This window comes from Nonomuraea rosea (assembly GCF_039539705.1).
Taxonomy (GTDB): domain Bacteria; phylum Actinomycetota; class Actinomycetes; order Streptosporangiales; family Streptosporangiaceae; genus Nonomuraea; species Nonomuraea rosea.
On sequence record NZ_BAABDQ010000003.1, the window covers coordinates 268,380 to 290,947 of the forward strand.

Annotated in this window: 25 protein-coding genes; 11 read left to right on the top strand and 14 right to left on the bottom strand. The window is 70.6% G+C overall.

The genetic code is table 11. The features are described from left to right. Positions 1-6: 6 nt before the first annotated feature. The 3 genes from ABEA43_RS08675 to ABEA43_RS08685 are packed head-to-tail and all read right to left on the bottom strand — an operon-like array spanning position 7 to position 3,243. Positions 7-1,158 (bottom strand): ABC transporter permease, encoded by a 1,152-nt coding sequence (locus tag ABEA43_RS08675; protein ID WP_345560095.1) that lies wholly within the window; start codon positions 1,156-1,158, stop codon positions 7-9. Further along, positions 1,155-2,300, bottom strand: coding sequence for an ABC transporter permease (locus ABEA43_RS08680; protein ID WP_345560096.1), 1,146 nt, complete (start codon positions 2,298-2,300; stop codon positions 1,155-1,157). The genes ABEA43_RS08675 and ABEA43_RS08680 overlap by 4 nt, the downstream gene beginning before the upstream one ends. 1 nt (position 2,301) lies before the next feature. Further along, positions 2,302-3,243, bottom strand: a complete 942-nt coding sequence (locus ABEA43_RS08685) for an ABC transporter ATP-binding protein (RefSeq protein ID WP_345560097.1) — start codon at positions 3,241-3,243, stop codon at positions 2,302-2,304. Positions 3,244-4,025: 782 nt separating this feature from the next. Here ABEA43_RS08685 and ABEA43_RS08690 point away from each other — a divergent pair. Next, a complete protein-coding gene (locus ABEA43_RS08690) occupies positions 4,026-4,274 on the top strand; it encodes a hypothetical protein (protein WP_345560098.1) in 249 nt (82 codons plus the stop codon). Then, entirely contained in the window at positions 4,223-5,005 is a 783-nt protein-coding gene (locus ABEA43_RS08695; protein WP_345560099.1) for a TrbL/VirB6 family protein, read from the top strand. Before ABEA43_RS08690 ends, ABEA43_RS08695 begins: the two co-directional genes overlap by 52 nt. A gap of 180 nt (positions 5,006-5,185) precedes the next feature. Here ABEA43_RS08695 and msrB read toward each other — a convergent pair whose 3' ends face one another. Beyond that, positions 5,186-5,587 carry a peptide-methionine (R)-S-oxide reductase MsrB gene (gene msrB / locus ABEA43_RS08700; protein WP_345560100.1) on the bottom strand — a complete coding sequence of 134 codons (402 nt, stop codon included), beginning with the start codon at positions 5,585-5,587 and terminating at the stop codon, positions 5,186-5,188. Between the two features lie 323 nt (positions 5,588-5,910). Here msrB and ligD point away from each other — a divergent pair, with 323 nt between their 5' ends. Next, a complete protein-coding gene (ligD, locus tag ABEA43_RS08705; protein WP_345560101.1) occupies positions 5,911-6,912 on the top strand; it encodes a non-homologous end-joining DNA ligase in 1,002 nt (333 codons plus the stop codon). A 283-nt stretch (positions 6,913-7,195) separates the two neighbouring features. On the opposite strand, the gene ABEA43_RS08710 is transcribed toward ligD, so the two are convergent. Further along, on the bottom strand, positions 7,196-8,005 hold the full coding sequence (locus tag ABEA43_RS08710) for an MBL fold metallo-hydrolase (protein ID WP_345560102.1): 810 nt from the start codon (positions 8,003-8,005) through the stop codon (positions 7,196-7,198). A gap of 5 nt (positions 8,006-8,010) precedes the next feature. After that, positions 8,011-8,205 carry a hypothetical protein gene (locus ABEA43_RS08715; RefSeq protein ID WP_345560103.1) on the bottom strand — a complete coding sequence of 65 codons (195 nt, stop codon included), beginning with the start codon at positions 8,203-8,205 and terminating at the stop codon, positions 8,011-8,013. A gap of 165 nt (positions 8,206-8,370) precedes the next feature. Here ABEA43_RS08715 and ABEA43_RS08720 point away from each other — a divergent pair, with 165 nt between their 5' ends. Genes ABEA43_RS08720 through ABEA43_RS08730 form a run of 3 tightly spaced genes read left to right on the top strand, consistent with a single transcriptional unit; the run spans position 8,371 to position 9,875 of the window. Continuing rightward, positions 8,371-8,868, top strand: coding sequence for a hypothetical protein (locus ABEA43_RS08720; RefSeq protein ID WP_345560104.1), 498 nt, complete (start codon positions 8,371-8,373; stop codon positions 8,866-8,868). Positions 8,869-8,884: 16 nt separating this feature from the next. Next, a complete protein-coding gene (locus tag ABEA43_RS08725) occupies positions 8,885-9,184 on the top strand; it encodes a hypothetical protein (RefSeq protein ID WP_345560105.1) in 300 nt (99 codons plus the stop codon). Continuing rightward, a complete protein-coding gene (locus tag ABEA43_RS08730; protein WP_345560106.1) occupies positions 9,174-9,875 on the top strand; it encodes a class F sortase in 702 nt (233 codons plus the stop codon). The genes ABEA43_RS08725 and ABEA43_RS08730 overlap by 11 nt, the downstream gene beginning before the upstream one ends. Here the strand turns inward: ABEA43_RS08730 and ABEA43_RS08735 are convergent, their stop codons facing one another. After that, positions 9,876-12,284, bottom strand: a complete 2,409-nt coding sequence (locus ABEA43_RS08735) for an acyl-CoA dehydrogenase family protein (RefSeq protein ID WP_345560107.1) — start codon at positions 12,282-12,284, stop codon at positions 9,876-9,878. Between the two features lie 334 nt (positions 12,285-12,618). Here ABEA43_RS08735 and ABEA43_RS08740 point away from each other — a divergent pair, with 334 nt between their 5' ends. Beyond that, on the top strand, positions 12,619-12,987 hold the full coding sequence (locus ABEA43_RS08740) for an RNHCP domain-containing protein (RefSeq protein ID WP_345560108.1): 369 nt from the start codon (positions 12,619-12,621) through the stop codon (positions 12,985-12,987). A 1-nt stretch (position 12,988) separates the two neighbouring features. After that, on the top strand, positions 12,989-13,393 hold the full coding sequence (locus ABEA43_RS08745; RefSeq protein ID WP_345560109.1) for an RNHCP domain-containing protein: 405 nt from the start codon (positions 12,989-12,991) through the stop codon (positions 13,391-13,393). A gap of 652 nt (positions 13,394-14,045) precedes the next feature. Here ABEA43_RS08745 and ABEA43_RS08750 read toward each other — a convergent pair. Further along, on the bottom strand, positions 14,046-14,969 hold the full coding sequence (locus tag ABEA43_RS08750) for a phosphotransferase family protein (protein ID WP_345560110.1): 924 nt from the start codon (positions 14,967-14,969) through the stop codon (positions 14,046-14,048). Positions 14,970-15,304: 335 nt separating this feature from the next. Between ABEA43_RS08750 and ABEA43_RS08755 the strand changes: the two genes are divergently transcribed. Then, the gene (locus ABEA43_RS08755) at positions 15,305-16,294 is read left to right on the top strand and encodes an RNA polymerase subunit sigma-70 (protein ID WP_345560111.1); all 990 of its coding nucleotides are present in this window, start codon (positions 15,305-15,307) and stop codon (positions 16,292-16,294) included. A 56-nt stretch (positions 16,295-16,350) separates the two neighbouring features. Beyond that, positions 16,351-16,908, top strand: coding sequence for a dihydrofolate reductase family protein (locus ABEA43_RS08760; protein WP_345560112.1), 558 nt, complete (start codon positions 16,351-16,353; stop codon positions 16,906-16,908). A 170-nt stretch (positions 16,909-17,078) separates the two neighbouring features. Here ABEA43_RS08760 and ABEA43_RS08765 read toward each other — a convergent pair whose 3' ends face one another. Further along, positions 17,079-17,954, bottom strand: a complete 876-nt coding sequence (locus ABEA43_RS08765) for a tetratricopeptide repeat protein (protein ID WP_345560113.1) — start codon at positions 17,952-17,954, stop codon at positions 17,079-17,081. 18 nt (positions 17,955-17,972) lie between these two features. Then, positions 17,973-19,406: an aldehyde dehydrogenase family protein gene (locus ABEA43_RS08770; protein WP_345560114.1), complete on the bottom strand. Its 1,434-nt coding sequence runs from the start codon at positions 19,404-19,406 to the stop codon at positions 17,973-17,975. A gap of 77 nt (positions 19,407-19,483) precedes the next feature. Between ABEA43_RS08770 and ABEA43_RS08775 the strand changes: the two genes are divergently transcribed. Next, a complete protein-coding gene (locus ABEA43_RS08775; protein WP_345560115.1) occupies positions 19,484-20,068 on the top strand; it encodes a GNAT family N-acetyltransferase in 585 nt (194 codons plus the stop codon). Positions 20,069-20,153: 85 nt separating this feature from the next. On the opposite strand, the gene ABEA43_RS08780 is transcribed toward ABEA43_RS08775, so the two are convergent. Genes ABEA43_RS08780 through ABEA43_RS08795 form a run of 4 tightly spaced genes read right to left on the bottom strand, consistent with a single transcriptional unit; the run spans position 20,154 to position 22,568 of the window. Further along, on the bottom strand, positions 20,154-21,086 hold the full coding sequence (locus tag ABEA43_RS08780; protein WP_345560116.1) for a hypothetical protein: 933 nt from the start codon (positions 21,084-21,086) through the stop codon (positions 20,154-20,156). Beyond that, positions 21,083-21,472, bottom strand: coding sequence for a MaoC/PaaZ C-terminal domain-containing protein (locus ABEA43_RS08785; RefSeq protein ID WP_345560117.1), 390 nt, complete (start codon positions 21,470-21,472; stop codon positions 21,083-21,085). The genes ABEA43_RS08780 and ABEA43_RS08785 overlap by 4 nt, the downstream gene beginning before the upstream one ends. Next, positions 21,469-21,858, bottom strand: a complete 390-nt coding sequence (locus tag ABEA43_RS08790) for an FAS1-like dehydratase domain-containing protein (protein ID WP_345560118.1) — start codon at positions 21,856-21,858, stop codon at positions 21,469-21,471. The genes ABEA43_RS08785 and ABEA43_RS08790 overlap by 4 nt, the downstream gene beginning before the upstream one ends. Then, positions 21,855-22,568, bottom strand: a complete 714-nt coding sequence (locus ABEA43_RS08795) for a GntR family transcriptional regulator (RefSeq protein ID WP_345560119.1) — start codon at positions 22,566-22,568, stop codon at positions 21,855-21,857. The genes ABEA43_RS08790 and ABEA43_RS08795 overlap by 4 nt, the downstream gene beginning before the upstream one ends.

The following is a 22,568-nucleotide window of genomic DNA, read 5'->3' on the forward strand; positions in this document are numbered from 1 at the left end:
GTCCGATTAGCGGGTGAGTGCCGCGCGCAGGCGCCAGGAGCCGAGCGCGAGCAGCGCCGCGGCGACCCCGGCCAGCACGCCGAGCTGCGGCAGGATGTCGGCGATCGTGCCGTTCCTGCGCAGCAGCTCGGCGAACCCGTCCAGCGCCCACGCGTGCGGGGTGAAGTGCGCGATCTGCCGCATCGTGCCGGAGAACAGGTCGAGCGGCAGCATCGCGCCGCCGATCGCGGCCAGGCCCAGGCCGAGCAGCAGGCCCAGCGAGGTCGCCTGCTGCTCGGTGCGCAGCACCGCGCCGAGCAGCATCGCCGCACCCCCGCCCACCAGCGAGAACGCCAGCAGCAAGGCCGCCGCGCCGAGCGGGTCGCCCCACCGGACGCCGAAGAGCAGCCCTGAGCCGAGCATGATGATCAGGCCCTGGACCAGCGCCACGGCCACCCGCCCCGCCGCCTCGCCGAGCAGGATCGAGCCGCTGGACACCGGCGACGCGTACATCCTGCGTGACAGGCCGAGCCGCCGCGTCTCGATCAGCGTCGCCGCGCCGGTCAGCGACGTCAGGAAGACGAACAGCAGGAGCTGCGAGGTGGCGGAGATGTCGAAGCCGGTCACGTTGCCGGGGATGGCCGCGGTGCCCGTCGTGGTCACCTCGATCGTGATGCCGGGCACGGTGACGGATTCCGCCTTGGCCACGAGGTCGCCGAAGGAGCCGTTCCTGACGTACGCGGCGGCTCTGGCGGGCATGGTGGTCTCCGAGACCACGGCTCTGACGGCGGCGCCGAGCTGGAGGGCGCTGGGCTCGTTCCGGGTGATGTAGGGGAGCTGGATCGGGATGAAGCTCGACAGCGCGTGGTCGTAGCCCGGCGGGATGATGAGGGCCGCCGTGAGTGTGCCGCGTTCGACCCGTGCGCGCGCCTCGGCGTCGTCGTCGAGCCGTACGACCTGCATGTCCGCCGAACGCTCCAGCGCCGCCACGAGCTTGGCGGCCTGCGGGCCGCTCGCGCCCGTGACGCCGATGCGCGGGCTCCAGCCGCCTGAGCCGAACGACAGGCCGAGCACCATGATGAGGATGATCGGGAAGATGATGACGAAGAAGATGTTCGTCCGGTCCCGGAACAGCCTGACCAGATTGATCCAGGCGATCGTGAACATCGGGGCGATCACGTCCTGAGCATCCTTCCCACCCGCAGCAGCGCGATCCCGATCGTCACCGCGGCGAAGCCGAGCAGCGCCAGCACCGGCACGAGCGCGACGACCGGCGCGTTCTCGCCGTGGACGTCGGCCAGCCCTTGCAGGAACCAGCGGTGCGGGGTGACGAAGCTCAGCGTCGCGAACACGCCGCTCACCTGCTGGATCGGGATGAAGACCCCGCCGAGCACGCCCATGAGCACCGCGACGACCGACTCGACGTTGCCCGCCTGCTCGGCCGTCCTGGCCACGGTGGCGACCAGGGCCATGATCCCGCTGGCCGCCAGCACGCCCGCCACGACGAGCAGCCCGACGCCGAGCGGGTCGCCCCACCGGGCGTCCAGCAGCAGGGTGGCGGCGGACAGCAGCACGGTCATGCTGACGATCCCGACCACGACGCCGCTCAGCAGCTTGCCGAAGACGATGGTGGAGCGGGGGACGGGCGCGGCCAGGAGCCTGGACAGGGTGCCGTCGCGGCGTTCGTCCAGAATCGAGCTGAAGCCGAACTGCACCGTGAAGAACAGGAAGAACACCGCCATCCCGGCCGCGAATTGCTCCGACAGCGAGAGCTGCCGCCGGTCGGCGGTCAGGTTCTCGACGGTGACGGGCGCCGGCACCGCGGCGGCCTCCTGCGGCGTGCCGCCGCCCTTGGCCGCCAGCGCCACCTGCACGTAGCGGACCTCGGCGGCGAACGACTCCGCCACCGAGCGGGCCACGAACGTCCCGATCTGCGCGTCCACGTTCCCGATCACGTGGAGCGTGGCGGGCTGCCCGCTCAGCACCGATCGGCTGAATCCGGCGGGGATGACGTAGGCCGCCCGCGCCTCGCCGCGGCCGATCAGGGCGCGCGCCTCCTGCTCGGTGCCCGCCGTTCTGAGCCGGATCACCCCGTTGCGTTCGAGGGTGCCCAGCACCTGCCCGGTGAAGGCGGTCGCGATCTGTCCCCGGTCCTGGTCGGCCACCGCGAACGTGGCCACCTCCTGGGTGTCGACGCCCTTGAAGACCAGGCTGAAGATGGCCGCCAGGCCGAACGGCACCACGATCGCCAGCAGGAACAGCGACTTGTCCCTGACCCGCTGCCGCAGGTCCTTGCCGGAGATGAGGAGGATCGTCCGCATGTCAGTCCCGTAAGGCCTTGCCGGTGAGGTGCAGGAAGACCGACTCCAGGTTCGGCTCGTGCACCTCGACCGCGCGGACGACCGTGCCGGCGGCGGTCGCCGCCGCGAGCACCGTGGTCAGCGACTGCCGCGCGTCCTCCACCATCACCTCGAGGTGGCTCTCGTGGTGGCTCACCTTGCGCACCTCCGGCAGGGCCTCCAGCGCCGGTACGGCCTTCGCGCCGTCGTCGGCGGTCAGCGAGATGCGGTCCAGCTCGCCCACCAGGCCGACCAGTTCCCTGCGGGTGCCCTCGGCCTTGATGCGGCCCAGGTCGATGATGCCGATGCGGTCGCAGAGGCGCTCGGCCTCCTCCATGTAGTGCGTGGTGTAGAGGACGGCGACGCCTTCGCCGGTCAGCGCGGAGACGCTCTCCAGGATGGCGTTGCGGCTCTGCGGGTCGACGCCGGCGGTGGGCTCGTCGAGGATCAGCAGGGGCGGGCGGTGCAGGAGGCCGACGCCGATGTTGAGCCGGCGCTTCATGCCGCCCGAATAGTCCTTGACCGGGTCGTTCGCCCGGTCCGTCAGGCCGACGACCTCCAGGACCTCGTCGATCCTCGGGCGTGCCTCCGCGCGGCGCAGGCCGTAGAGCCTGGCGAAGAAGCGCAGGTTCTCGCGGGCGGTGAGGTCGGGGTAGAGGGCCAGGTCCTGGGGGACGTACCCGATCTGCTTCTTGCCCCAGGTGCTGGTGGTGCTGTGGGGGCGGCCGGAGATCGACACGTCGCCGCCGTCGCGTTCCAGGATTCCGGCGATCATGGAAATCGTGGTGGTCTTGCCTGCGCCGTTGGGGCCGAGGAGTCCGTAGGTTTCGCCGGATTCGATGGTGAAGCTGACGTCGTCAACGGCGGTGAGGTCGCCGAATTTTTTTCGTAATTCGTGACATTTCAGGATCTCGTCCCTGGACACCTTGGAAGTGTGCTGGAACTGATCTAGAAATCGCAAGGCCCAAGTTGGCGATCCAACTGAAGTGATCTATCCCTTTTGTCACAATCAGAGAAATCCCCTTGTTCGTGTGGTGCGGGCGGCGGTGGGCGCGTTCCGGTGGAACGTCCCATCGGGGTCGTCGCACCGGGTTTCTCGTACGGGTCGCGGGCGGTCGTCAACCGGACGCCGCACTGAGGCGTCACACCAGGGCGCCGCAACGGACGTCGCATCGGGTGCCGATGGGACGTCGAGGGGCGTCACAAGGCGTCACAAGGGTTGTCACGAGGGCAGGGAGGCCGGGGTGGACGAGTCGGGCAGGCCGGGTCACCGGCGCCACGCGGCTGGACGGCACGCGGCACCTGAGGTCAGCCGTCATGAGGCGGTCAGCCTTGAGGCAGGTCGTCACCAGGCCGGACGTCCCGAGCCGGATGACCGCCCTGGGCCTCGAACGGACGGAGTCCGGCAAAGGGGCTTTTTCGAGCCCAGGAACCGGCTCGACGGATCCACCGAGGCCGGTAGTCGTGTGGGCGGGCCTCCAGAACCTGATCGCCGCGTGGGCGTACCTCCGGAATTCGTCCGTCGCGTGGGCGGGCCCCCAGAACCCAGCCGTCTCCTGGACGAACGCCCCGAAAAGGGACGCCGCCATGCCGGCGACCGTCGCGACACCGGGCGCCACGACGCCGGCCGCCACGAGTCCGGCCGCCACGAGTCCGGAGGGCGTGGCTCGGTATGGCGTGATGAGGGCGGGAGTGACGCTGGTCGGCGTGGCTCCGCGAGTCCTGACGCAGGGGGTCGTGACGCGGCTGGGCGTGACGCCGGAGAGCGTGACCCGGGAGGTCGTGACGCCGAAGGGCGTGATGCTGCAGGGCGCGATGCCGGAAGTCGTGGAAGCGGGGGGCGGCGGGCGGCTGAGGGGGCGCGGCGGGCGCGGCGGCGGCGGCGTACCGGGCGGCGGTGTCTGGTGGCCGGGGCGTTGGCGCTGGCCGGAGGGGTCGCCGGGTTGCTCGTCATGAACGGCACGTTCGGCGGCGCGCTGACCGCTGGCGCCACGCGCCCGGCCGCCTCAGGGCCTTCGGGTCGTGAGACGGCGGCGGAGCTGGGCGAAGGCCCCTCGGCGCTGTCCGGCAAGGCGGCGGAGGCCGGCCCACGGGCGAGCGCGGCGGCCGAGCCCAGGGAGATCCGCCAGAGCCCGCTGCCCAAGGCCACAGCCACGACCGCGGCCCCAGCAACGGCCCCAGCAACGGCCCCCGCCACTGGCGACACCTCCGGCGCCCAGCCCGCCGGCTCGGCTCCACCCGGCATCCCCGCCACCGCCTCCGCGGTCGAGCCGGGCGGGATGGTGGCGAGCGTCGTCACTCCGGAAGACGTGCTGGCGGAGGGCCCGAAGCCCAGCGACGCCAAGGGCTACAAGGCGAACGGCCCGTCGCGGCACACCGACCGGCAGGCGGCCGCATATTTCCGCACGCATTGGGGCCCGAACGACAAGGCGCTGAAACGCCTCAAAGACATCCGCACGGTAGGCGGATATTTACGCATTTATACCGACTTGCCAGGTACCGCATACAATTCCGCGCACGCCATCACGCTGTGCAAACGCGGCCTGGACTATCTCAGGGCCGCCGGCGTGGCCAATCCGGTGGTGTTCGTACAGGCCGAGTTCGGGGAGAACGGAAATCCGGTGCTCGCCAACATCCTCGGCCCGTCCGACCACAACTGCCGGGTCACCCACCCGGCGCCCAACTGATGGCCCAGCTGATGGAACGGGTCTAACGCACTCGTACGCGTGTTCTCGCGCACAGCTCGCACCGTTGAGTCACGATGCGCCCAATAGTCTCGATCGTCACCCAGCGGTGGCGAAGATGGACAAAGCGCACGAGGGACTCCTACCCGGCGTAGGCGATCGGTACGCGCTGTCCTTAACCGATCACGCCTTGGGTTCGAGTCGCAGCGACACCGAATTGATACAGTAGCGATCATCGGTCGGCGTCGCGTAACCCTCGCCGTGAAACACGTGCCCCAGATGCGAGTCGCAGCGGGCGCAGCGCACCTCCGTGCGCAGCATCCCGTGGGTGCGATCGTCGATCAGCCGCACGGCGTCCGACTCCGACGGCTCGAAGAAGCTCGGCCACCCGCAGTGTGACTCGAACTTGGTGTCCGACCGGAACAGCTCCGCCCCGCACGCGCGGCACGAGTAGACGCCCTCGGTCTTGGTGTCGACATATTCCCCCGTGAACGGGCGCTCGGTCCCGGCCTCCCTGAGGACGTGGAACTCCTCAGGCGAAAGCTCGATCCGCCACTCCGCCTCGCTCTTGACCACCTTGTCCATGCGTCCAGAGTACGAGATGCGGCAAAAAGAGATCTCCGCAGGGTGAAGCATCCTTTCTGGGGTGAATTTGCGTCTTTGTAGGCATGGGGGTGTCATCGCCTCCTGTCGAAGGGGTGAGATCGTCCGCAGATCCCGCCAAGCGGCACAGCCCACGCCCGTGCTGGCGCCGCTGGGGATCGAGATGGCCGGCCGGGTGGCGCGCCAGCGCCCGGAACGGCGGCGGATGCTCTTCGGCCCGCCCCGTCGAGCCCTCGGTCCCGCCACCGAGGCGGCTCCGGGGCGGGCCCACCTCTCTCTTGACGCGGAGGGGTAAGTTCGGGGGCATGGCATCGCCGTACATAGAGCTCGAAGTGGGGGAGAGGACCGTCAAGGTCACCAACCCCGACAAGATCTACTTTCCTGAGATCGGCGCCACGAAGCGCGAGCTGGTCGAGTACTACGTGAGCGTCGGAGAGGGCGCGCTGCGAGCGCTCAAGGACCGGCCCACCAACATCAAGCGGCACCCGGACGGGGTGCAGACCGAGGCGATCTACCAGAAGCGGATGCCGCCCAAGCATCCCGACTGGCTCGAGTCGGTGACCGTGACGTTCCCGAGCGGCCGTACGGCGGATTCCCTACGGGTGACCGAGGTGGCCGCCATCGCCTACTGCGCGAACCTCGGCACCATCGACTTCCACCCCTGGCAGGTGCGCGCAGCCGATGTTGAGCACCCCGACGAGCTGCGCATCGACCTGGACCCGCAGCCCGGGGTCGAGTTCGACGCCGCCCGCAAGGCCGCCTTCCTCACCCGGGACGTGCTCGGCGAGCTGGGCATGACCGGGTTCGTGAAGACGTCGGGCAACCGTGGCGTGCACATCGCCGTGCGCATCGAGCCGCGCTGGGACTTCGTCCAGGTGCGGCACGCGGGCATCGCCCTGGCCAGGGCCGTCGAGGCCAAGGACCCCGCCCTGGTGACCACGGCCTGGTGGAAGGAGGAGCGGGGGGAGCGGGTGTTCATCGACTTCAACCAGAACGCCCGGGATCGTACGGTGGCCAGCGCCTACTCCATCAGGGCCAAGCCGCATGCTCCCGTCTCGACCCCGGTGACCTGGGAAGAGCTGGCGGACGCCGACCCCAGGGACTTCGACATCCGCACCGTGCCGGCCCGCTTCGCCAAGCTGGGCGACGTGCACGCGGACATCGACGAGCGGGCGTACTCGATCGAGCCCCTGCTGGAGCTGTACGCCGGGGACGAGCGGGGCGACATGCCTTATCCGCCGAACTATCCGAAGATGCCGGGCGAGCCCAAGCGGGTCCAGCCCAGCAAGGCCAGGTCCGACACCTGACCCTGAACCGGCCCCTTGGTTTCACAGGGCCCTTGTGTCCGGGACCGCCTGCGCGCGGGCTCCTGCGCCAGGCGGCCCCAGCCTTCGTACCCGTGCCCTCGCCCCGTGCCCTCGCCTCGTGCCCTCGCCTCGTGCCCTCGCCTCGTGCCCTCGCCCCGGGCGGGGCCCCGGGTGGGGCCATGGTCGGGCCGGGCTTGAGCTCGGGTGGGCCGGGCCTGAGCGGGCCGAGCTCGGGCGGGGCGGGCCTGAGCGGGCCGGGCTCGGAGAGGGGCGCGGCGGGTGGTCAGCGGCGGACGAGACGGTGCGGGGCGAGTTCACGGGTCTCGCCCGGCTCCAGGTAGACGACCCGGTCGGCCCGGCCGGTCTGCTCGACGTGGTGACGGAAATCGTCCAGCGGTGAGCTGAAGACCGTGTAGTCGTTGAAATGCACCGGTACGACCGCATGCGGGTCGATCAGATCCACCCACGACGCGCCCTGCTCGCCGTCCATGGTCACGAGGGTGCCGAACAGCTTCGTGCCGCCCAGATGCAGGATGGCCAGGTCGATGTCAGGGAACCGGCGCGGGATCGACTCCAGCCGCCGGTCGAGCAGGGTGTCGCCGCTGACGTGCACGCGCAGCTCCACCCGTCCATCCTGGTCGCAGAACTCCAGAACCGTACCGATCACCGGCGGCAGCAGCGCCTCGGCAGGACCGGGCGCGTGCTTGGCGGGCACTGCGGTGATCTTGACGGAGCCCTCGGGCCGGCGTAGCTCGTGCTGCTGCCACGTCTCCAGTCCCACGCTCCGGCGGAACCCCCGGCGGCGCAAGCGGCGCGCCGCCATGGTCGTCGTGATGACCGGCGTCGACTTGTCCAGGGCACGGCGCGTGGCCCGGTCCCAGTGATCGCCGTGCAGGTGCGACAGCACCACCGCGTCGAGCGGTGGCAGGTCCTCGATCTCCACGGCCGGGTCGGTGCGCCGGCGGGTGTACATGCCGTAGCCCAGATACGCACTCTGGCCTCGGCGCAGGAAGTTCGGATCCGTCAGCAGCGTGAACCCGTTGTAGCGGATCAGCGTGGTGGCGGTGCCGATGAACTGCAGGCTTCCCTTCATCCGGCTCACCCCGGATGGCGGGGACGCTGGGCCGGCGGCACGCCGCCGCCTTTGCCGCCGCCCTTCCCGCCCTTGTCGGTGCCGTGCGGGCGGCCGGAGCGCCTGGCTCCGCTCTTCGTCTCCGATACGGCTTCCGCAGACTTGGACTCGGCGGCCGACTTCCCCGACCTGCGAAGTTCTGGCTGTTGTGGATTACTCATGGCTTTTGTCCCCCTTTGTAGGGGTATCTCCTGCCACGACAGCCTGACACCAAACCCTCCGTATCCGGCTGATTTCACTTCGGTCACATTACTTGACTCTCGGTCCAATAGTTCGCAAGGCTCTCTTGTGCATCGGGGCCCGACAACCGAGTCTGGAGCCTTCTCATGGCAAGAGCGCGACGTCTCGCGGCGGCCGGAGCGATGGCCGCCTTCATGGTCGGAGGCGTGAGCATGGTGGCCGGGATCGGCACCGCCTCCGCCACCGCCGATCCGGGTGCTGTGGCACCGACGACGGGGTCCGGCACCTGCCTGCTCCCGCTGCCCCTTCCTGTGCTGTGCGACGAACCGGCGGACGATTCCTGGTCGGGCAACGCCGAGCCGGATGATTCCTGGTCGAGCGCGCCCGCGCCCGGAGACTCCTGGTCGAGTGCGCCCCAGCCACAGGATTCCTGGCCTTCCGGGCCGGGCCCGGAGGAGTCCGGGCATCCATGGAGGCCTGCGGGCGAGGACGAACACAAGGTGCCCAGGGGACATCCGGCGACGGGCGGGGGCGGCCTCGCGCAGAACGGCGCGATGTGGCCGTTCACGCTGGGGGGCGCGGCGCTGCTGACCGGCGCGGGCCTGACCGGCTTCGCGGTACGCCGCCGCAAGAGCGCCGCCTAGGATGGCCCGCCCTAGGGTGGCCCGCCCACCATCCCGGGACCTGCCCTGGAACCCGGCGCGCGACTGGGAGCCGGCTGTCCGGAACGTGGCGCGGGACGGCGAGCCCGCCGCCCGCAACGAAACGCGCGACTGGGAGGCGGCCGTCCGCAACGAAACGCGCGACTGGGAGGCGGCCGTCCGCAACGAGGTGCGCGACGGCGAGCCGGCTGTCCGGAATGTGGTGCGCGAGCATGAGCTGACCGTCCAGGGCCCGGCGCGCGAGCGCAAGCCCGCCATCTGGCTGCGCTGCAGGCGGGGAGCCGGGCGTGCGCTCTGACGAGGGCGCCGGGCGGCGGACGCGCGGGCAGCGGGCGATCTGGGCAGGTGCGGCCGTGGTCTCGCTGGCCGGGGTGCTCCTGATCGGGCTCGGCTTCAGCGGCATCTTGGACGGGGACCCGGCGGCCACCGTACGGAAGCAGCCGCGCTCCGCCGCCCCGGCCGTGCCGGCGGAGGTGCCGCTCACGGGCATACCGCTCACCAAGGCGGCCAAGCCGATGAAGGCCGCCCGCCCCACCGCCGTCTACATCCCCGCCATCGGCGTGGCGGCCCCGCTGATGGAGCTCGGCCTGGACGAGCGGGGCGCCATCCAGAACCCGCCGTTCGACCCCCCGAACCTGGCCGGCTGGTACCGCTACGGCCCCGTTCCCGGCCAGCGCGGCGCCGCCGTGATCACCGGCCACCTCGACACCAGAACGGGCCCGGCCGTCTTCGCCTCGCTCAAGAACGTCAAGCGCGGCGACCAGGTCCAGGTGCTGCGCGCCGACCGCTCGGTGGCCGTCTTCGTCGTCGACAAGGTCGAGCACACGGCGAAGAGCGGCTTCCCGGCCAAGAAGGTGTACGGCAAGCTCGCCTATCCAGGGCTGCGGCTGGTGACCTGCGGAGGGGCGTTCGACCGGCAGACGCACAGCTACCGGGACAACACGATCGTGTACGCGCACCTGGCCGCGCCGTACCATCCCAAGAGTTGATCAGGGATCGCGCGGGAGGCCGAGCGCGCGTTCAGCGATGATGTTGAGCTGCACCTCCGTCGTGCCGCCGCCGATCGTGAACGCGCGGGTGGTCAGGATCATGCGGTTCCAGTAGCGATTCGACGGCGCCACCGACCAGCAGAACTCCGAGATCGCCTGCGCGTGCCGCATGCCGAGCAGCTTGCGGACGCTGGAGGCGGTGCCGGAGTCCGCGCCGGACAGCTTCGAGAGCGTCACGCGCAGACCGAGCGCCGAGATGGCCTGTCCTTCCGCCCACAGACGACCCGCCTGCTCGCGCTGCGACTGCCGGAGCGGGGGCAGCTTGGCGATCAGCTTGACCATGTCGGTGTGCTGCGAGCCGGGGCCCCAGGAGTCGCCGAGCGCGACCCGTTCGTGGGACAGCGTGTCGCGGGCCACCCGCCAGCCCTCGTCCACCTCGCCGACCACCAGGTCGTCCGGCACGAACACGTCGTCGAGGAAGACCTCGTTGAAGATCTCTTCCCCGTTGATCTCCTTGAGCGGCCTGACGGTGACCCCAGTGGACGACATGTCCACCAGGAAGTACGAGATACCAGCGTGCTTCGATTTTTCGGGAGAAGTCCGGGCGAGGCAGATGCCCCAATGGGCGTACTGCGCGAGAGACGTCCAGATCTTCTGCCCGGTCAGCGACCAGCCGCCCTCCACCCTGGTGGCCTTCGTCGACAGCCCGGCCAGATCGGACCCCGCGCCGGGCTCGCTGAACAGCTGGCACCACACGATCTCCCCGGCGAACGTCTTCGGCAGGAAGCGTTCCTGCTGCTCACGGGTGCCGTACTGGACGATGGAGGGGATCGCCCAGGCCGCGATGCCGAGGTTCGGCCGGTTCAGGTCGCGGAACTCCTGGTGGATGATCACCTGCTCCAGCGGCGAGGCGGCCCTGCCCCACGGCTTCGGCAGGTACGGCATGATCCACCCTTCCCCGGCGAACCTGCTCAGCCGCGCCGCCGGCTCCTCGCCACGCAGCGACGCGGCCTCGGCCCGGATGGCGTCCCTGACGGCGGCGGCCTCGGCCGGCAGGTCCGGCTCCATCCGCCGCCGCACCCCCGCCACCGCCAGCATCGCCGCCTCCTCGGCCCACGGGCCCGGGTCGCCGGCCAGCATCCGATCGGACAGGGCTCTGCGGTAGTAGCGGTGCGCGTCGTGCTCGAAGGTGTAGCCGATGCCGCCGAGCACCTGGATCGCGTCAGCGGCGCACCGAACGGCCGCATCAGGCCCAAGCACCGCCGCCACCGCAACCGCCAGCCGAACCTCCACCTCGGGTACGACGTCCGCTCCGACGTCGGCCCCGGAATTCGCCTCGGCGTCCGCCCTGGTGTCGGCCTCGGCGTCCCCACCGGCGTCCCCACCGGCGCTCGACTCGGCGTCGGCCCCGGGGTCGGGACCGGCGCTCGTGCAGGGCTGGGCGGCGGCCTCGTCCAGGGCTCTTGCGGCGTCCCAGACGGCGGCACGAGCCTGTTCGAGCGCCACCAGGGCGGCCGCCACCCGGTGCTTGACCCCTTGGAACTGCCCGATCGGCCGCCCGAACTGAACGCGCATCCTGGCGTACCCGGCCGCCGTCGCGACCGCCCACGCCGCGACGCCGCACGCGTCGGCGCCCAGCAGCACGGCGGCGATCGCCCGTACCGGCACGTCGGCCAGCACCCGATCGGCCGGCACGTTCAGGACGGTGACCGAGCACAGCTCGCGGTCCAGATCGACGCCGTCGGCGGGCACGGCGGAGACGTCGGCGCGGTCCAGCACGGCCCACGCGCCACCGCCGACCGGCACGAGGAAGAGATCAGCCGCCGCCGCCCCCATGGCAATCAGAGCACCCCGGGCCACCGACCCACCCACCGCCCCGGCGTCCGGATCGCTACCAGGGGCAGCCACCGGCTCGCCCACGGCATCGCGCGCAGGGGCGGCCCCCGGATCACGCACCGGGGCGGTCATCGGTTCGCCCACCGGATCGGCCACGAGGCCGGACGCTGAGCCGTCCACAGGACCGATCACCCGATCGGACGCCCAGTCGGGGGCCGGGAGCGCGACGGCAGCGGTCATGGAGCCGTCGGCCAGCGCACCGAGCAGCGCCTCCAGGCCGCCTCCGGACCGGACAAGCACAGCCGAGGCCACCACAGTCGGCAGGTAGGGCCCGCAGACGCGCTGCTCACCCAGCGCCTCCACCGCAACGCACAACTCCAGCAGCCCGTACCCCTGCCCATATCCGCCGCACCCCTCCGGCAGATGCAACCCCAGCAGCCCCTGCCCGGCCAGGGCCGCGTGCTCGACAGTGCGCCCGGCGGCGGGCTCAACAGCACGCTCAGCGGCACGTTCGGCCAGCCCTCGCACAGATTCGGCCAGCGCCAGATGTTCTTCGGTCAACCCGATTCCCATGAGCCCGAATCTAGAACCATATTCGGCCATTCGCCAGGAAAACCATTCGCGTACGCCCGCCGCGCGAAGTTACCCTCGCTGATATCCGATCAGCAGAGCGCATGGGCAGGTCATGCCCGTGGAGGGGAGTGAGTTAATGCCTGGCACCGCGCCAAGTGCGCCTCGCCGTGCCGTGGGACACTCCCGCTGACTCATCACACCTGATCGGCCGGACACCTGCCGCACCCCGCATGCCCTGTACCGACCGGGCATGCAGTACGCACCCGTGGAAACCGCGAGGTTCGCTCGGCCTTCCCTTGCTGCCCTAATGACATTCCGGCAAGGAGAATCCAGGTTGTCCACCAACAGCAAGCCCCGCTCGATCCTCAACACCCAGACCTTCCAGTGCGTACGCTGCGGCCTCACCGTCACCGAAACCGCACCGGACGGCGCACGCCGTAACCATTGCCCGAGCTGCCTGCACTCGATGCACGTGCTCGATCGCGTGGAAGGCGGCCCGTCGGAATGCCGGTCCCGCATGGTCCCGATCTCGATCGCGGTCCTGCGTACCGGCGACTGGATGATCATCCACCGCTGCACCCGATGCGGTGAGCTGACGTCGAACCCCATCTGCGGCGACGACAACCAGCTCATCCTCATGCGCATGGCCGTCAGGCCGCTGGCGCAGCCGCCGTTCCCGCTCGAGGCGTTCGGCGATCTGTGACATGCCCAGGAGGAACCCGGGCCGGGAGCGCCCGCAACAACGCAAGAGCACGGCGCGGCACGGCGAGCGCGGAGACGCGTTCCGCTGTGTCGGATGCCGGATGGACGTGCCGATGATCGCGCCGGGCACCGCCCACCGCAACCACTGCCCGCACTGCCTGACGAGCCTGCACGTCGACCACCGGATCCCGGGGGACCGCCGCGCGGCCTGCCGGGGCCGGATGGCGGCGCTGAGCGTCAGCGTACGCCAGGACGGGGAATGGCTGATCATCCACGACTGCCAGTCGTGCGGCGAGCTCAGCGCCAACCGCATCGCGGGCGACGACAACGCGCGGGCGCTGCTCCGCATCGCCATCCGCCCGCTGTCCGACACCCGCCTACCGGTCAGCGCCCTGCTGACCCTCTGACCGGCTTGCTCGCCGGGTCCGTCTGTACGCGCCCGGCGAGCAACCCAATAGGTGAGCCCGGTGCCACCCTCCCGTTGCCCATCTGGGTGGTGCACCTTCTGACGCCCGCCCCAGGCCAAAGGACCTCGCTCCGCTCGGACTGCCCTCCCTGGGGCGCGCCTGGCGGCGCGCCCGGCTCCGCCACGTGGGCGCCTGGTGGCGCACGAGGTCTTCGCCAGGGGGCGCCTGATCGGCGCGTAAGGTCTTCGCCGGGGGCGCTTCGCGCGGGGAAGCTCAGACGCTTTCGCCTGGCGGCGCGTCCGGCTCCGCCATGTGGGCGCCTGGCGGCGTACGAGGACCTTCACAAGGGGGCGCCTGATCGGCGCGAAAGGCCTTCACTGGGGCGTTTCATGCTGAGAAGCTCAGACGCTTCGACGGTCGAGGCCGTTCCTGACGTCTGATGGCGGCTCACCTGCGCCTGCATCTGCGGCGTTCGCCCGCGTCTGGTGGCGTCTGATTACACCTGCGGTGCTTACCTGCGTCTGGTGGGGCCCGCGTTCGCCTGCGGTGTTCGCCTGGGTCTGCGGCATGCGCCTGTGCCTGGTGGCGTTCGCCCAAGCCTGCGGCGAGCCCCGGGCGCGTCCTGGCAAGCCTGCGGCCCCACACCCCTGGGTCAAAACGAACTGTGGTTGAGCAGCGCCGCGCACCAAAGGAAGTGGCCGTCGCTGCCGTCCGAGGAGAACAGATCGTAAGTGGTCAGGGCATAGGCCGCCTGGTACAGCGCCAGCGTTTCCGGTGCGTAGTCCAGCTCGTCGGCGAAGAGGCGGGTGAGGGTCGCCACGTGCTCTTGGGCGTAAGGCCCGTACATGTCCCAGACGGCAGCCGTGACGGCGGCGTCGAAAGCCGGATCGCCGGCCGTGGTGAAGAAGCCGAAGTCGAGGATGGCCACGGGCCGGCCCGTGGCGTCGACGTGGACGTTGGGCGGCACGAGATCCCCATGGATGACGGTGATCGATGGGTCAGGCAGTGCCTTGAGCGCCTGAATGATCCGTACGACCTTTGTGGGAAGGTCTGGGACATGTGCGGCGAGCAACTCGCCGTGTCGGCGGGATGCTCGTTCGACGACTCCGGCGAGAGCTTCGGGGAAGCGGGTGTGCCCCCGCCAGAGCGGCCGGTCGTCGCCTTGCACCGTGAGGCGTCGCATGGCTTCGGTGCCCGGGACGGTGGCAAGGCCGCGCAGGATCGTCAGGAGCGCGTCGGTTTCTCCGGAGGTCAGGTCGCGTCCGGTCGCGTCCAGCCGGAGTGGTGAGCCGGTCAGCTCGCGCTCGTAGGTGACGAGGGTGCCATCCCGCTCCTCGACCCTCAGGATCTCCGGCGTGGCGAACGGCAACCGGTGGCGGGCGATGTCCGCGTAGACCTGACGGGTCAGGTCGAGGTCCTGGGGTGGTCGTCCGCTCCATACCTTGGCGATCACTCCATCATCGAGCCAGTAAACGGCCCCTTCGACGCCGGCGGCCAGTGGCCGGGCGGCGGGATGGCCCCGGCGGACGAAGTGCTGCACCCAATCGGCAGTGTGCTTCTGCCGGTAGTCGATCATGGGAGAAAGTACAGCCGTTTCGTGCCGCACATGCACGCGCTTTTGTCGCGGCTCGTTGCCAAGAGGTCGCGCGGATGGGAGCGGGGGCGCCCCCGATGGCAAGGCCAAGGCAGGCGCAGGTCTTGGCCGGCCAGGCGGCTGCTCCGCTTGACGGACGTGAAGAATGATCACGAGAGGAGCGCTGATGTACGTGAGATTCCAGAGCCCGGCGCCGAATGGGCGAGGGACGTACCCGGGCGTGTTCGGCCTCGTCAACGGTCTGACCGTGCAGGTGGTCGTCGTTCCGCACGAGGTCGGCTAAGCGTCCGCGGAGGCGTGCGTGGCAGGATGAGCCGGTGGACTTCGAGCCGTACCGGGGTGAGCTGGTGGCGTACTGCTACCGCATGCTGGGCTCGTTCCACGATGCCGAGGACCTGGTGCAGGAGACGATGCTGCGCGCCTGGAAGGCGCGCGATCGGTATGACGCCACGCGCGCGTCGGTCCGGACCTGGCTGTATCGGATCGCGACCAACGTGTGTCTGACCGCGTTGGAGGGGCGGGCGCGGCGGCCGTTGCCGTCCGGGATGGGCGGGCCCAGCGACGACCCGGGCGCGCCGCTGGCGCCGGCGCTGGACGTCCCCTGGCTGCAGCCGTTTCCCGACGCGCGGTTCGACATCGGGATGCGGGCCGACATGCGGCTGGCGCTGGTGGCGGCGATGCAGGTCCTGCGGCCGCGGCAGCGGGCCGTGCTGGTGCTGCGCGAGGTGCTGGAGTTCAGCGCCGCCGAGGTCGCCGCGCAGCTCGGCACCACGGTCCCGGCCGTCAACAGCGCCCTGCAGCGAGCCCGAGCCGCACTGGCCGAGGCTGGTGAAGCCCGCGACGGCGAGGCCGCTGAAGCCGGTGGAGCGGGCGAGGTCGGTGATCGCGGCGGGTGGTCCGAGCCGGACGACCCCGAGGTGCGCGCGGTGATCGAACGGTACGTTCGCGCGTTCGAGGCCGCCGACGTACCAGCGCTGGTACGCCTCCTCAGCGAGGAAGCGATCCTGGAGATGCCGCCGGTGCCGCTGTGGTACCAGGGCAGCCGGGACTACGGCCTGTTCATGCGCCGGGTGTTCGAGATGCGCGGCACGGGCTGGGGCATGCGGCGGCTGACCGCCAACGGGCAGCCGGCACTGGCCGCGTACGCACCGGAGCTCGGCGGCGGCCTCCGGCTGCACACGCTGCAGGTCTTCACGGTCACCGGCGGGCGGGTCGCGCACAACGTCGTGTTCGCCGATCCAGGGGTGTTCGCGGCCTTCGACCTGCCCGAGCAGATTTCTGTCGAGGAATTTCGCCAGACGCGATGAGCCGGGCCGATGCCGCCGGTACGTACCGGTGAGCATCGATCGAAAGGACACTCATCGTGAGCGTCATTGTCATGCAGTTCATCACCCTGGACGGCATCGTGACCGACCCGGACGGGTCCGGGGGCACGCCGGCCGGCGGCTGGGCGTTCCGGCACGGGCCAGGGACGGTCGCCGGGGACAAGTTCCGGCTCGGCAGCACGCTGGACGACGGCGTCATGCTGCTGGGGCGGGCGACCTGGCAGCTGTTCTCCCGGCTCTGGCCGGAGCGTGACGACCCGTTCTCCGCGCGGATGAACGCCGTGCCGAAGCTGGTCGCCTCTCGCACGCTGACCGACGTCTCGGCGTGGGCGAACTCGAAGGTCCTCGACGGCGAACTCGCCGACGCGGTCAGGCGCGAGCGCCGCGATGTGGTCATCCCCGGGAGCCTCAGCGTCGTGCGCGCGCTGATGGCCGAGGACCTGATCGACGAGTACCGGCTGCTGATCTTCCCCACCGTGCTCGGCGCCGGCGAGCGGCTCTTTCCCGCCGGGGGACCGCCCGCGTACCTGGAGTGCCTGTCGGCCGAGCAGTCCGGCGCCGCCGTCCTGACCCGGTTCGGGAGAGCGGCACGATGAACGGGAGAGGGCCTCAGCTCAGCGCTGAGGCCCTCTCCGGGGATGCCCGTGCGAAGCTTTCCGGGGATGCCGTACGAACGGGGATGCCGTACGAACGGGGGTGCCGTGCGAATGGGGATGCCGACGAACCGGGGGTGCCGTGCGAACCGGGGGTGCCGTGCGAAGAAACGTCAGTCGCCGAACTCCAGGTGCAGCGCCTGGGAGAAGTCGGAGACCGCCTCCTCATGGCGTTCCAGCTCCTGCAAGATCTCCCCCCGCACCCGGTAAGCCCAGATGTACCCGGAGTCCAGCTCGATCGCCCGGTTCAAATCGGTCAAGGCCGCCTCATCGTCCCCCAGCTCGCTCAGCACCGCCCCGCGGCTGCCGTACGCGCGGTCGTTGTCGGGGTCCAGCTCCAGCGCCCGGCTCAGGTCGGCCAAGGCGTCCTCGTAGCGGTCCACCATACGCAGGGCCTCGCCCCTCCGGCTCAGCGCCCGCACGTGCTCGGGCTCCACGGACAACGCCTTCGTGTAGTCGCCGATCGCCTCCGCGTACAGATGCATCCGCTGGTAGAGGTCACCCCGGGCCACCCACGAATAGGCCAGGTCCTCGTTCAAAGAGATGATCTTGGCATGTTCGCCCAGGGCTTCGTCCAGCCGGTCGAGATCCACCAGAACGTCCGCCTTCGCCTCCAGGATCCACAGGGAGTCGGGCGACAGGGTGAGCGCGTGCTCGAAGTCCGCCATGGCCTCCTCCAGCCGGCCCGTCGCCGCGTACGTCTGGCCGCGCGAGCCCAGTGCGTACGCGCTGTCCGGCTCCAGCTTCAGCGCCTCGTCGAAATCCTCCAGCGCGGCCTCGTAGCGCTCGACGACGCGATGGCTCTCGCCGCGCAGCCGCCACGCCCGCGCGTTGTCCGGCGCCAGCGCGATCGACTCCGTCAGGTCCGCGATCGCGGCGTCGTGCCGCGACAAGGCGATGTACGACTCCGCGCGGCTCCGCAGCACCGACGCCCGAGACTGGGCCGCCGCTTCGGACAGCTCGGGCCGGTCCTTGATCCCCTCACTCATGATCGGTAAATCTATCCACTAGATCTGGATTATGGCCGCCTTTTCCCGGGTGTACTCAAGGACCGAATCGTGGCCGTACCCGCTGTCCTTGACGCCCCCGAACGGCAGCCCCGGCGGCATCTGCCGGAAGGTGTTCACCCAGACCGTGCCGCTCTGCAGATCGCGGATGAACCGATGGGCCCGTCCCAGGTCACGGGTCCACAGGCCGGCCGCCAGCCCGTACGGGGAGTCGTTCGCGATCTCCAGCGCCTCCTCGTCCGTCGAGAACGGCAGGGCCACCGCCACCGGCCCGAAGATCTCCTCCTGGCAGACGCGCAGCGAGTTGTCCGCGGCCGTGTACAAAGTGGGCGCCACCCAGTAGCCGCCCGGCAGTCCGGGCACCACGTCCGCGCCCGTCCGGGCGCCGAAGACGAGCTCGGCGCCCTCCTTCTCGGCCAGCTCCAGGTACGACGTCACGCGCTCGTACTGCCCGGCCGACACGATCGGGCCCATCGTCGTGCGCAGGTCCAGCGGGTCGTCCAGGACCAGGCCCGCGCAGATGTCCTTGATCCGGCCGAGCAGGTCGTCCCAGATCGAGCGGTGGATGAGGATGCGCGAGCCGGCGACGCACACCTGGCCGGCGTTGCCCGTGTAGATCGAGTTCACGGTGACGCCCTGGGCGGCCGCGTCCAGGTCTGCGTCAGGGAAGACGATATTGGGGGACTTGCCGCCCAGCTCGAACGTCATCGGCTTCAGCGAGTCCGCCGACGCCCGGGTGATGGCCTGGCCGGTGGCGGTTGAGCCGGTGAGGCTGATCTTGCTGACGCCGCGGTGCCGTACGAGGGCGTCGCCCACCTCCTCGCCCAGGCCGCTGACGATGTTCAGCACCCCGGGCGGGAACACCTCCGCCAGCAGCTCGCCCAGCCGCAGCACCGACGCGCTGGCCTGCTCGGCGGGCTTGACGATGACCGTGTTGCCGGCCGCGAGCGCGTACGCGGCCTTCGCGGAGAACGTCGAGATCGGCGAGTTCCACGGAATGATGCAGACGGCGACCCCGTACGGCTCCCGCCGCGTCAGCCCGAGCGCGTCGGGGCCCAGGATGACGGTGTCACCCTTGACCGCCTCCAGGCACTGCCCCGCGGCGAGCTGCCACAGATAGGCCATGCCCGGCAGGTCCCGTTTGAGGGTGTCGCGCAGGATTCTGCCGTTGTCGCGCGTCTCCAGCCTGGCCAGCTCGTCGGCATGGCGCCCGAAGATCTCCGACACCTTGCGCAGGTAGTGCGCGCGGGCCAGCGCGGGCAGCGCCGACCAGGCGGGGAAGGCCGAGCGGGCCGCCTGTACGGCCGCCTCCGCCTCGTCGGGGCCGCCGGCCGGGATGCGGGCCCACGCCTCGCCCGTGGCCGGATTGACCGAGTCCATCATCCGCGTGCCGGCGACGAGCTCGCCGCCGATGAGATTGCGATAGTCAGGCACGTACCCAAGCATATGCTTGCTTGATCGGCCGAGCCAGTGTCACGACATGTCGGTCGCATGGGGCATTATGGCGAATCGTGAGTACTGAGCTGACCTGGCCGGATACGCCCGACGAAGCCCTGCTGTCCGCCGTCAACCGTGTCATGCGGGCCGTCGTGGAGCTGGGCGGGGCGGTCGGATACAGCGCGCCGCCCGGCCGCGAGGCGACCGACCCCTGGCTGGAGAGCCTGCTGAAGTCGGTACGCGACGGGGACGCGCGCCTGGCTCTCGCGGTCGTGGACGGCACCGTGCAGGGCATGGGCCTGTGGCGGCGCGACCCCGCCATCGTGTTCGCCCACACGGCCGAGCTCGGCAAGATCATGGCCCACCCGGAGGCCAGGGGCCTCGGCCTGGGCCGCCTCGTCGTGTCCGCGCTGGTCGGCGATGCCCGCGAGGCCGGAATCGAGACGATGACGCTCGGCGTGCGGGGCAACAACTTCGGGGCGATCGAGCTGTACGAGTCGCTCGGCTTCCGCGAGTGGGGCCGCCTGCCGAACGCGATCGAGGTGGGCCGGCAGCGCTTCGACTCCGTGCACATGTACCTGGAGCTGGGCCGGCCGGCGGACGTCGTCCTGCACGGCTCGGCCGCCGGCGGCCCCGGCTCCTCACCCAAGCGCGGGTGAGGGCCGCAGCCAATCCGGTCAGATCCGCGAAATCCCCAGGTCCCGCGGACGATCCCGTCAGATCTGCGAAATGCGGACGATCCCGTCAGATCTGCGGAACCCCCAGGTCCCGCGGACGCTCACCCGCGACCGCCTTGGTCAGCTCGGGGTCGAGCCGCTCGATCAGCTCCCGCACCAGCGCCGCCCGCCGCACCCGCTCCCGTCCCAGCTCCCTGGGCACCCCTCCGAGGTGCCCGCCCGACGGGTAGATGTTGGGCGCGTTCCGCAGCCCCATCTTCAGATAGACCGGAGCCGCGGCCCGTACGATCTCCACCACCTCGTAGAACCGGACGAACCCGCCCTGATCATCGGGCACCTCCAGATAGAGGTCGATCGGCAAGGCGGTGGCGGCCCGGATCTCGGCCAGGTGCGGAACCGTCAGGTCGGTCCCGACGTTCACCGTGGTCGCCCCCAGCCGCTCGTAGATCGCGGCCGTGGGCCCGTTCGTGAGCGGCATCAGCACCGACGTCTTGAGCACCAGATCGCCCGGCAGCGTGCCGTCCGCCTTCAGCCCCCGCAGCACGTCCAGCGCGCCGAGGTCGCCCACGAGCAGGCTGCGGATCCCCAGCGAGCAGGCCCGCAGGGCGTCGGCCACGCAGGCCGCCACCATCGCGTTGCCCCGCGCGGCCGCCGCGACGGCCTGGGTCAGCTTGGCCTGGCCGCCGATGTCCCAGGCGGCCCGCGGCCCGAGGAACAGGTTGACCTCGATGCCGCGCTCGGCCCCGATCCGCGCCATCCGGGTGATCTCGGCGTCGGACAGCATCATCACGCCGCTGCCCTGCGAGACCCTGGAGATCGGCACGCCCAGTTCGTCGGCCTCCGCGACCACCGCCTCCAGCACGGCGGGCCCCTCGACGCTGGGGATCTCGAACCGGTACGGCGTCCCGTCGGAGAAGCGCGACCCCGTGGTGGGGGCGGCCTGGAGCACCGGGTGGCCGAGCGCGGCCATGAGGGTGTGCAGGTCGGCAAGGCTGGTCATCGGGGGGCCTCCTCGTCGTAGATCACTTCAGCGCGTCCGAGCGTGGTGCGCCGGCCCGTGTCGTCCTCGCCCCACAGTTCGAGCACTGCCCTGTCATCCGAGGTGGATATCACCCGGCCCCGGCACGTGTGGGCCCGATCCCGGAAGTCCATGCCACGGTAGCTGACCTCGAGCGTCGCCAGCCGGCCCCGCCCGTCCAGCCAGCTCGTGACCAGCCGCCCCAGATAGGCGGCCTTCAGCAGCCCGTGCACCGCCAGCTCCGGATGACCCAGGGCGTGCGCGAAGTCGAGGTCGTAGTGCATGTCGTAGAAGTCGCCCGAAGCGCCGGCGTACTCGACGAGGCGCCGCAGCGTGGTGGTCTCCGTCAAAGGGGGAATGTCGGTCATTTCCGGATCCTGGTGCCGATGTGGCGGACGACCAGCTCGCCGTCCGGCCGCCTGAACTCCGTCTCGAACGTCAGTATCGCCATCGGCCCCGCCGACCCGTTCTTCTCCACCACGCCGGTGAACCGCGGCTGCGAGACGATCACGTCCCCGGCCCGCAGCGGCGCGTGGTACTCGAACCTGTCGCCGCCGTTCAGCCACCCGGACCCGTACGACGACGCGGCCGGCAGCGACGGCGGCTCGTCCAGGAAGCACGCGGTGAACGTGGGCGGCACCCCGGAGCCGGTGTCCCCGACGGCGTGCCGGTAGAAGTCCAGGTGACGCCGCTCGACGACGTCCTCGCGCGGGGGCCCGGTCCAGCCCACGGCCTCCTGGAGGGTCTCGATCATGAATCTCCTTCTCTGACCCGCTTCAGCCAGGCCAGCGACTCGGGGGAGTGGCCGCCGACCCGGTCCTCGATGCCGTCGAGGAACGCCATGTCCCCATGCCCGGCCAGCTCCCGGTGCACGGCTTCGGGAGAGCCGGCCTCGATCACGCCGAGCAGCCGCCGGTGCCGCTCCCAGTCGTCGACCAGCGACTCGCCGGAGGCTCTGACCTGACGGTTCATGCCCATGCAGAGCAGCATCTGGAGCTGGATCGACCGGTAGGCCTCCTCCAGCCGCCGGTGGCCGGACAGCCCGATGACCGAGCTGTGGAACTCGACGGCCTCCTCCAGCACGCCGATCCAGTCCCCGGCCCGCGCGCAGGCCCCGTGCCGGTCGAGCGCGGCGTGGCAGCGGCTCAGCCGGGCCGGTTCGCGTACCGGCACGCCCAGGTCCACGGCCAGCCGCTCCAGCTCGCGCCTGAGCGTGACGATCTCGTAGATGTCGTGCAGCGTGAGCTGCGTGACGAACGCGCCCCGGCGCGGCAGCTGAGTGATCAGCCCCTGCTGCTCCAGCACGCGCATGGCCTCGCGCAGCGGCGGCCTGCTGACGCCCAGCTCCTGGGTGAGCTGGTTCTCCACCACCCGGTCGCCCGGCTGGAGCTTGCCGCTGAGGAGCATGCGCATCAGTGCCTCGGTGGCGAGCTGAACCATGCTGGGGGGTGCCTCGATGCGCAT

Coding starts and splice junctions, on each gene's coding strand:
- ABEA43_RS08750 (WP_345560110.1), bottom strand. CDS start 14,969: ATGATCGACTACCGGCAGAAGCACACTGCCGATTGGGTGCAGCACTTC.
- ABEA43_RS08735 (WP_345560107.1), bottom strand. CDS start 12,284: ATGGGAATCGGGTTGACCGAAGAACATCTGGCGCTGGCCGAATCTGTG.
- ABEA43_RS08785 (WP_345560117.1), bottom strand. CDS start 21,472: ATGACCGACATTCCCCCTTTGACGGAGACCACCACGCTGCGGCGCCTC.
- ABEA43_RS08745 (WP_345560109.1), top strand. CDS start 12,989: ATGCCCAGGAGGAACCCGGGCCGGGAGCGCCCGCAACAACGCAAGAGC.
- msrB (WP_345560100.1), bottom strand. CDS start 5,587: ATGGACAAGGTGGTCAAGAGCGAGGCGGAGTGGCGGATCGAGCTTTCG.
- ABEA43_RS08720 (WP_345560104.1), top strand. CDS start 8,371: ATGGCAAGAGCGCGACGTCTCGCGGCGGCCGGAGCGATGGCCGCCTTC.
- ABEA43_RS08765 (WP_345560113.1), bottom strand. CDS start 17,954: ATGAGTGAGGGGATCAAGGACCGGCCCGAGCTGTCCGAAGCGGCGGCC.
- ABEA43_RS08790 (WP_345560118.1), bottom strand. CDS start 21,858: ATGATCGAGACCCTCCAGGAGGCCGTGGGCTGGACCGGGCCCCCGCGC.
- ligD (WP_345560101.1), top strand. CDS start 5,911: ATGGCATCGCCGTACATAGAGCTCGAAGTGGGGGAGAGGACCGTCAAG.
- ABEA43_RS08715 (WP_345560103.1), bottom strand. CDS start 8,205: ATGAGTAATCCACAACAGCCAGAACTTCGCAGGTCGGGGAAGTCGGCC.
- ABEA43_RS08710 (WP_345560102.1), bottom strand. CDS start 8,005: ATGAAGGGAAGCCTGCAGTTCATCGGCACCGCCACCACGCTGATCCGC.
- ABEA43_RS08795 (WP_345560119.1), bottom strand. CDS start 22,568: ATGCGCATCGAGGCACCCCCCAGCATGGTTCAGCTCGCCACCGAGGCA.
- ABEA43_RS08680 (WP_345560096.1), bottom strand. CDS start 2,300: ATGCGGACGATCCTCCTCATCTCCGGCAAGGACCTGCGGCAGCGGGTC.
- ABEA43_RS08780 (WP_345560116.1), bottom strand. CDS start 21,086: ATGACCAGCCTTGCCGACCTGCACACCCTCATGGCCGCGCTCGGCCAC.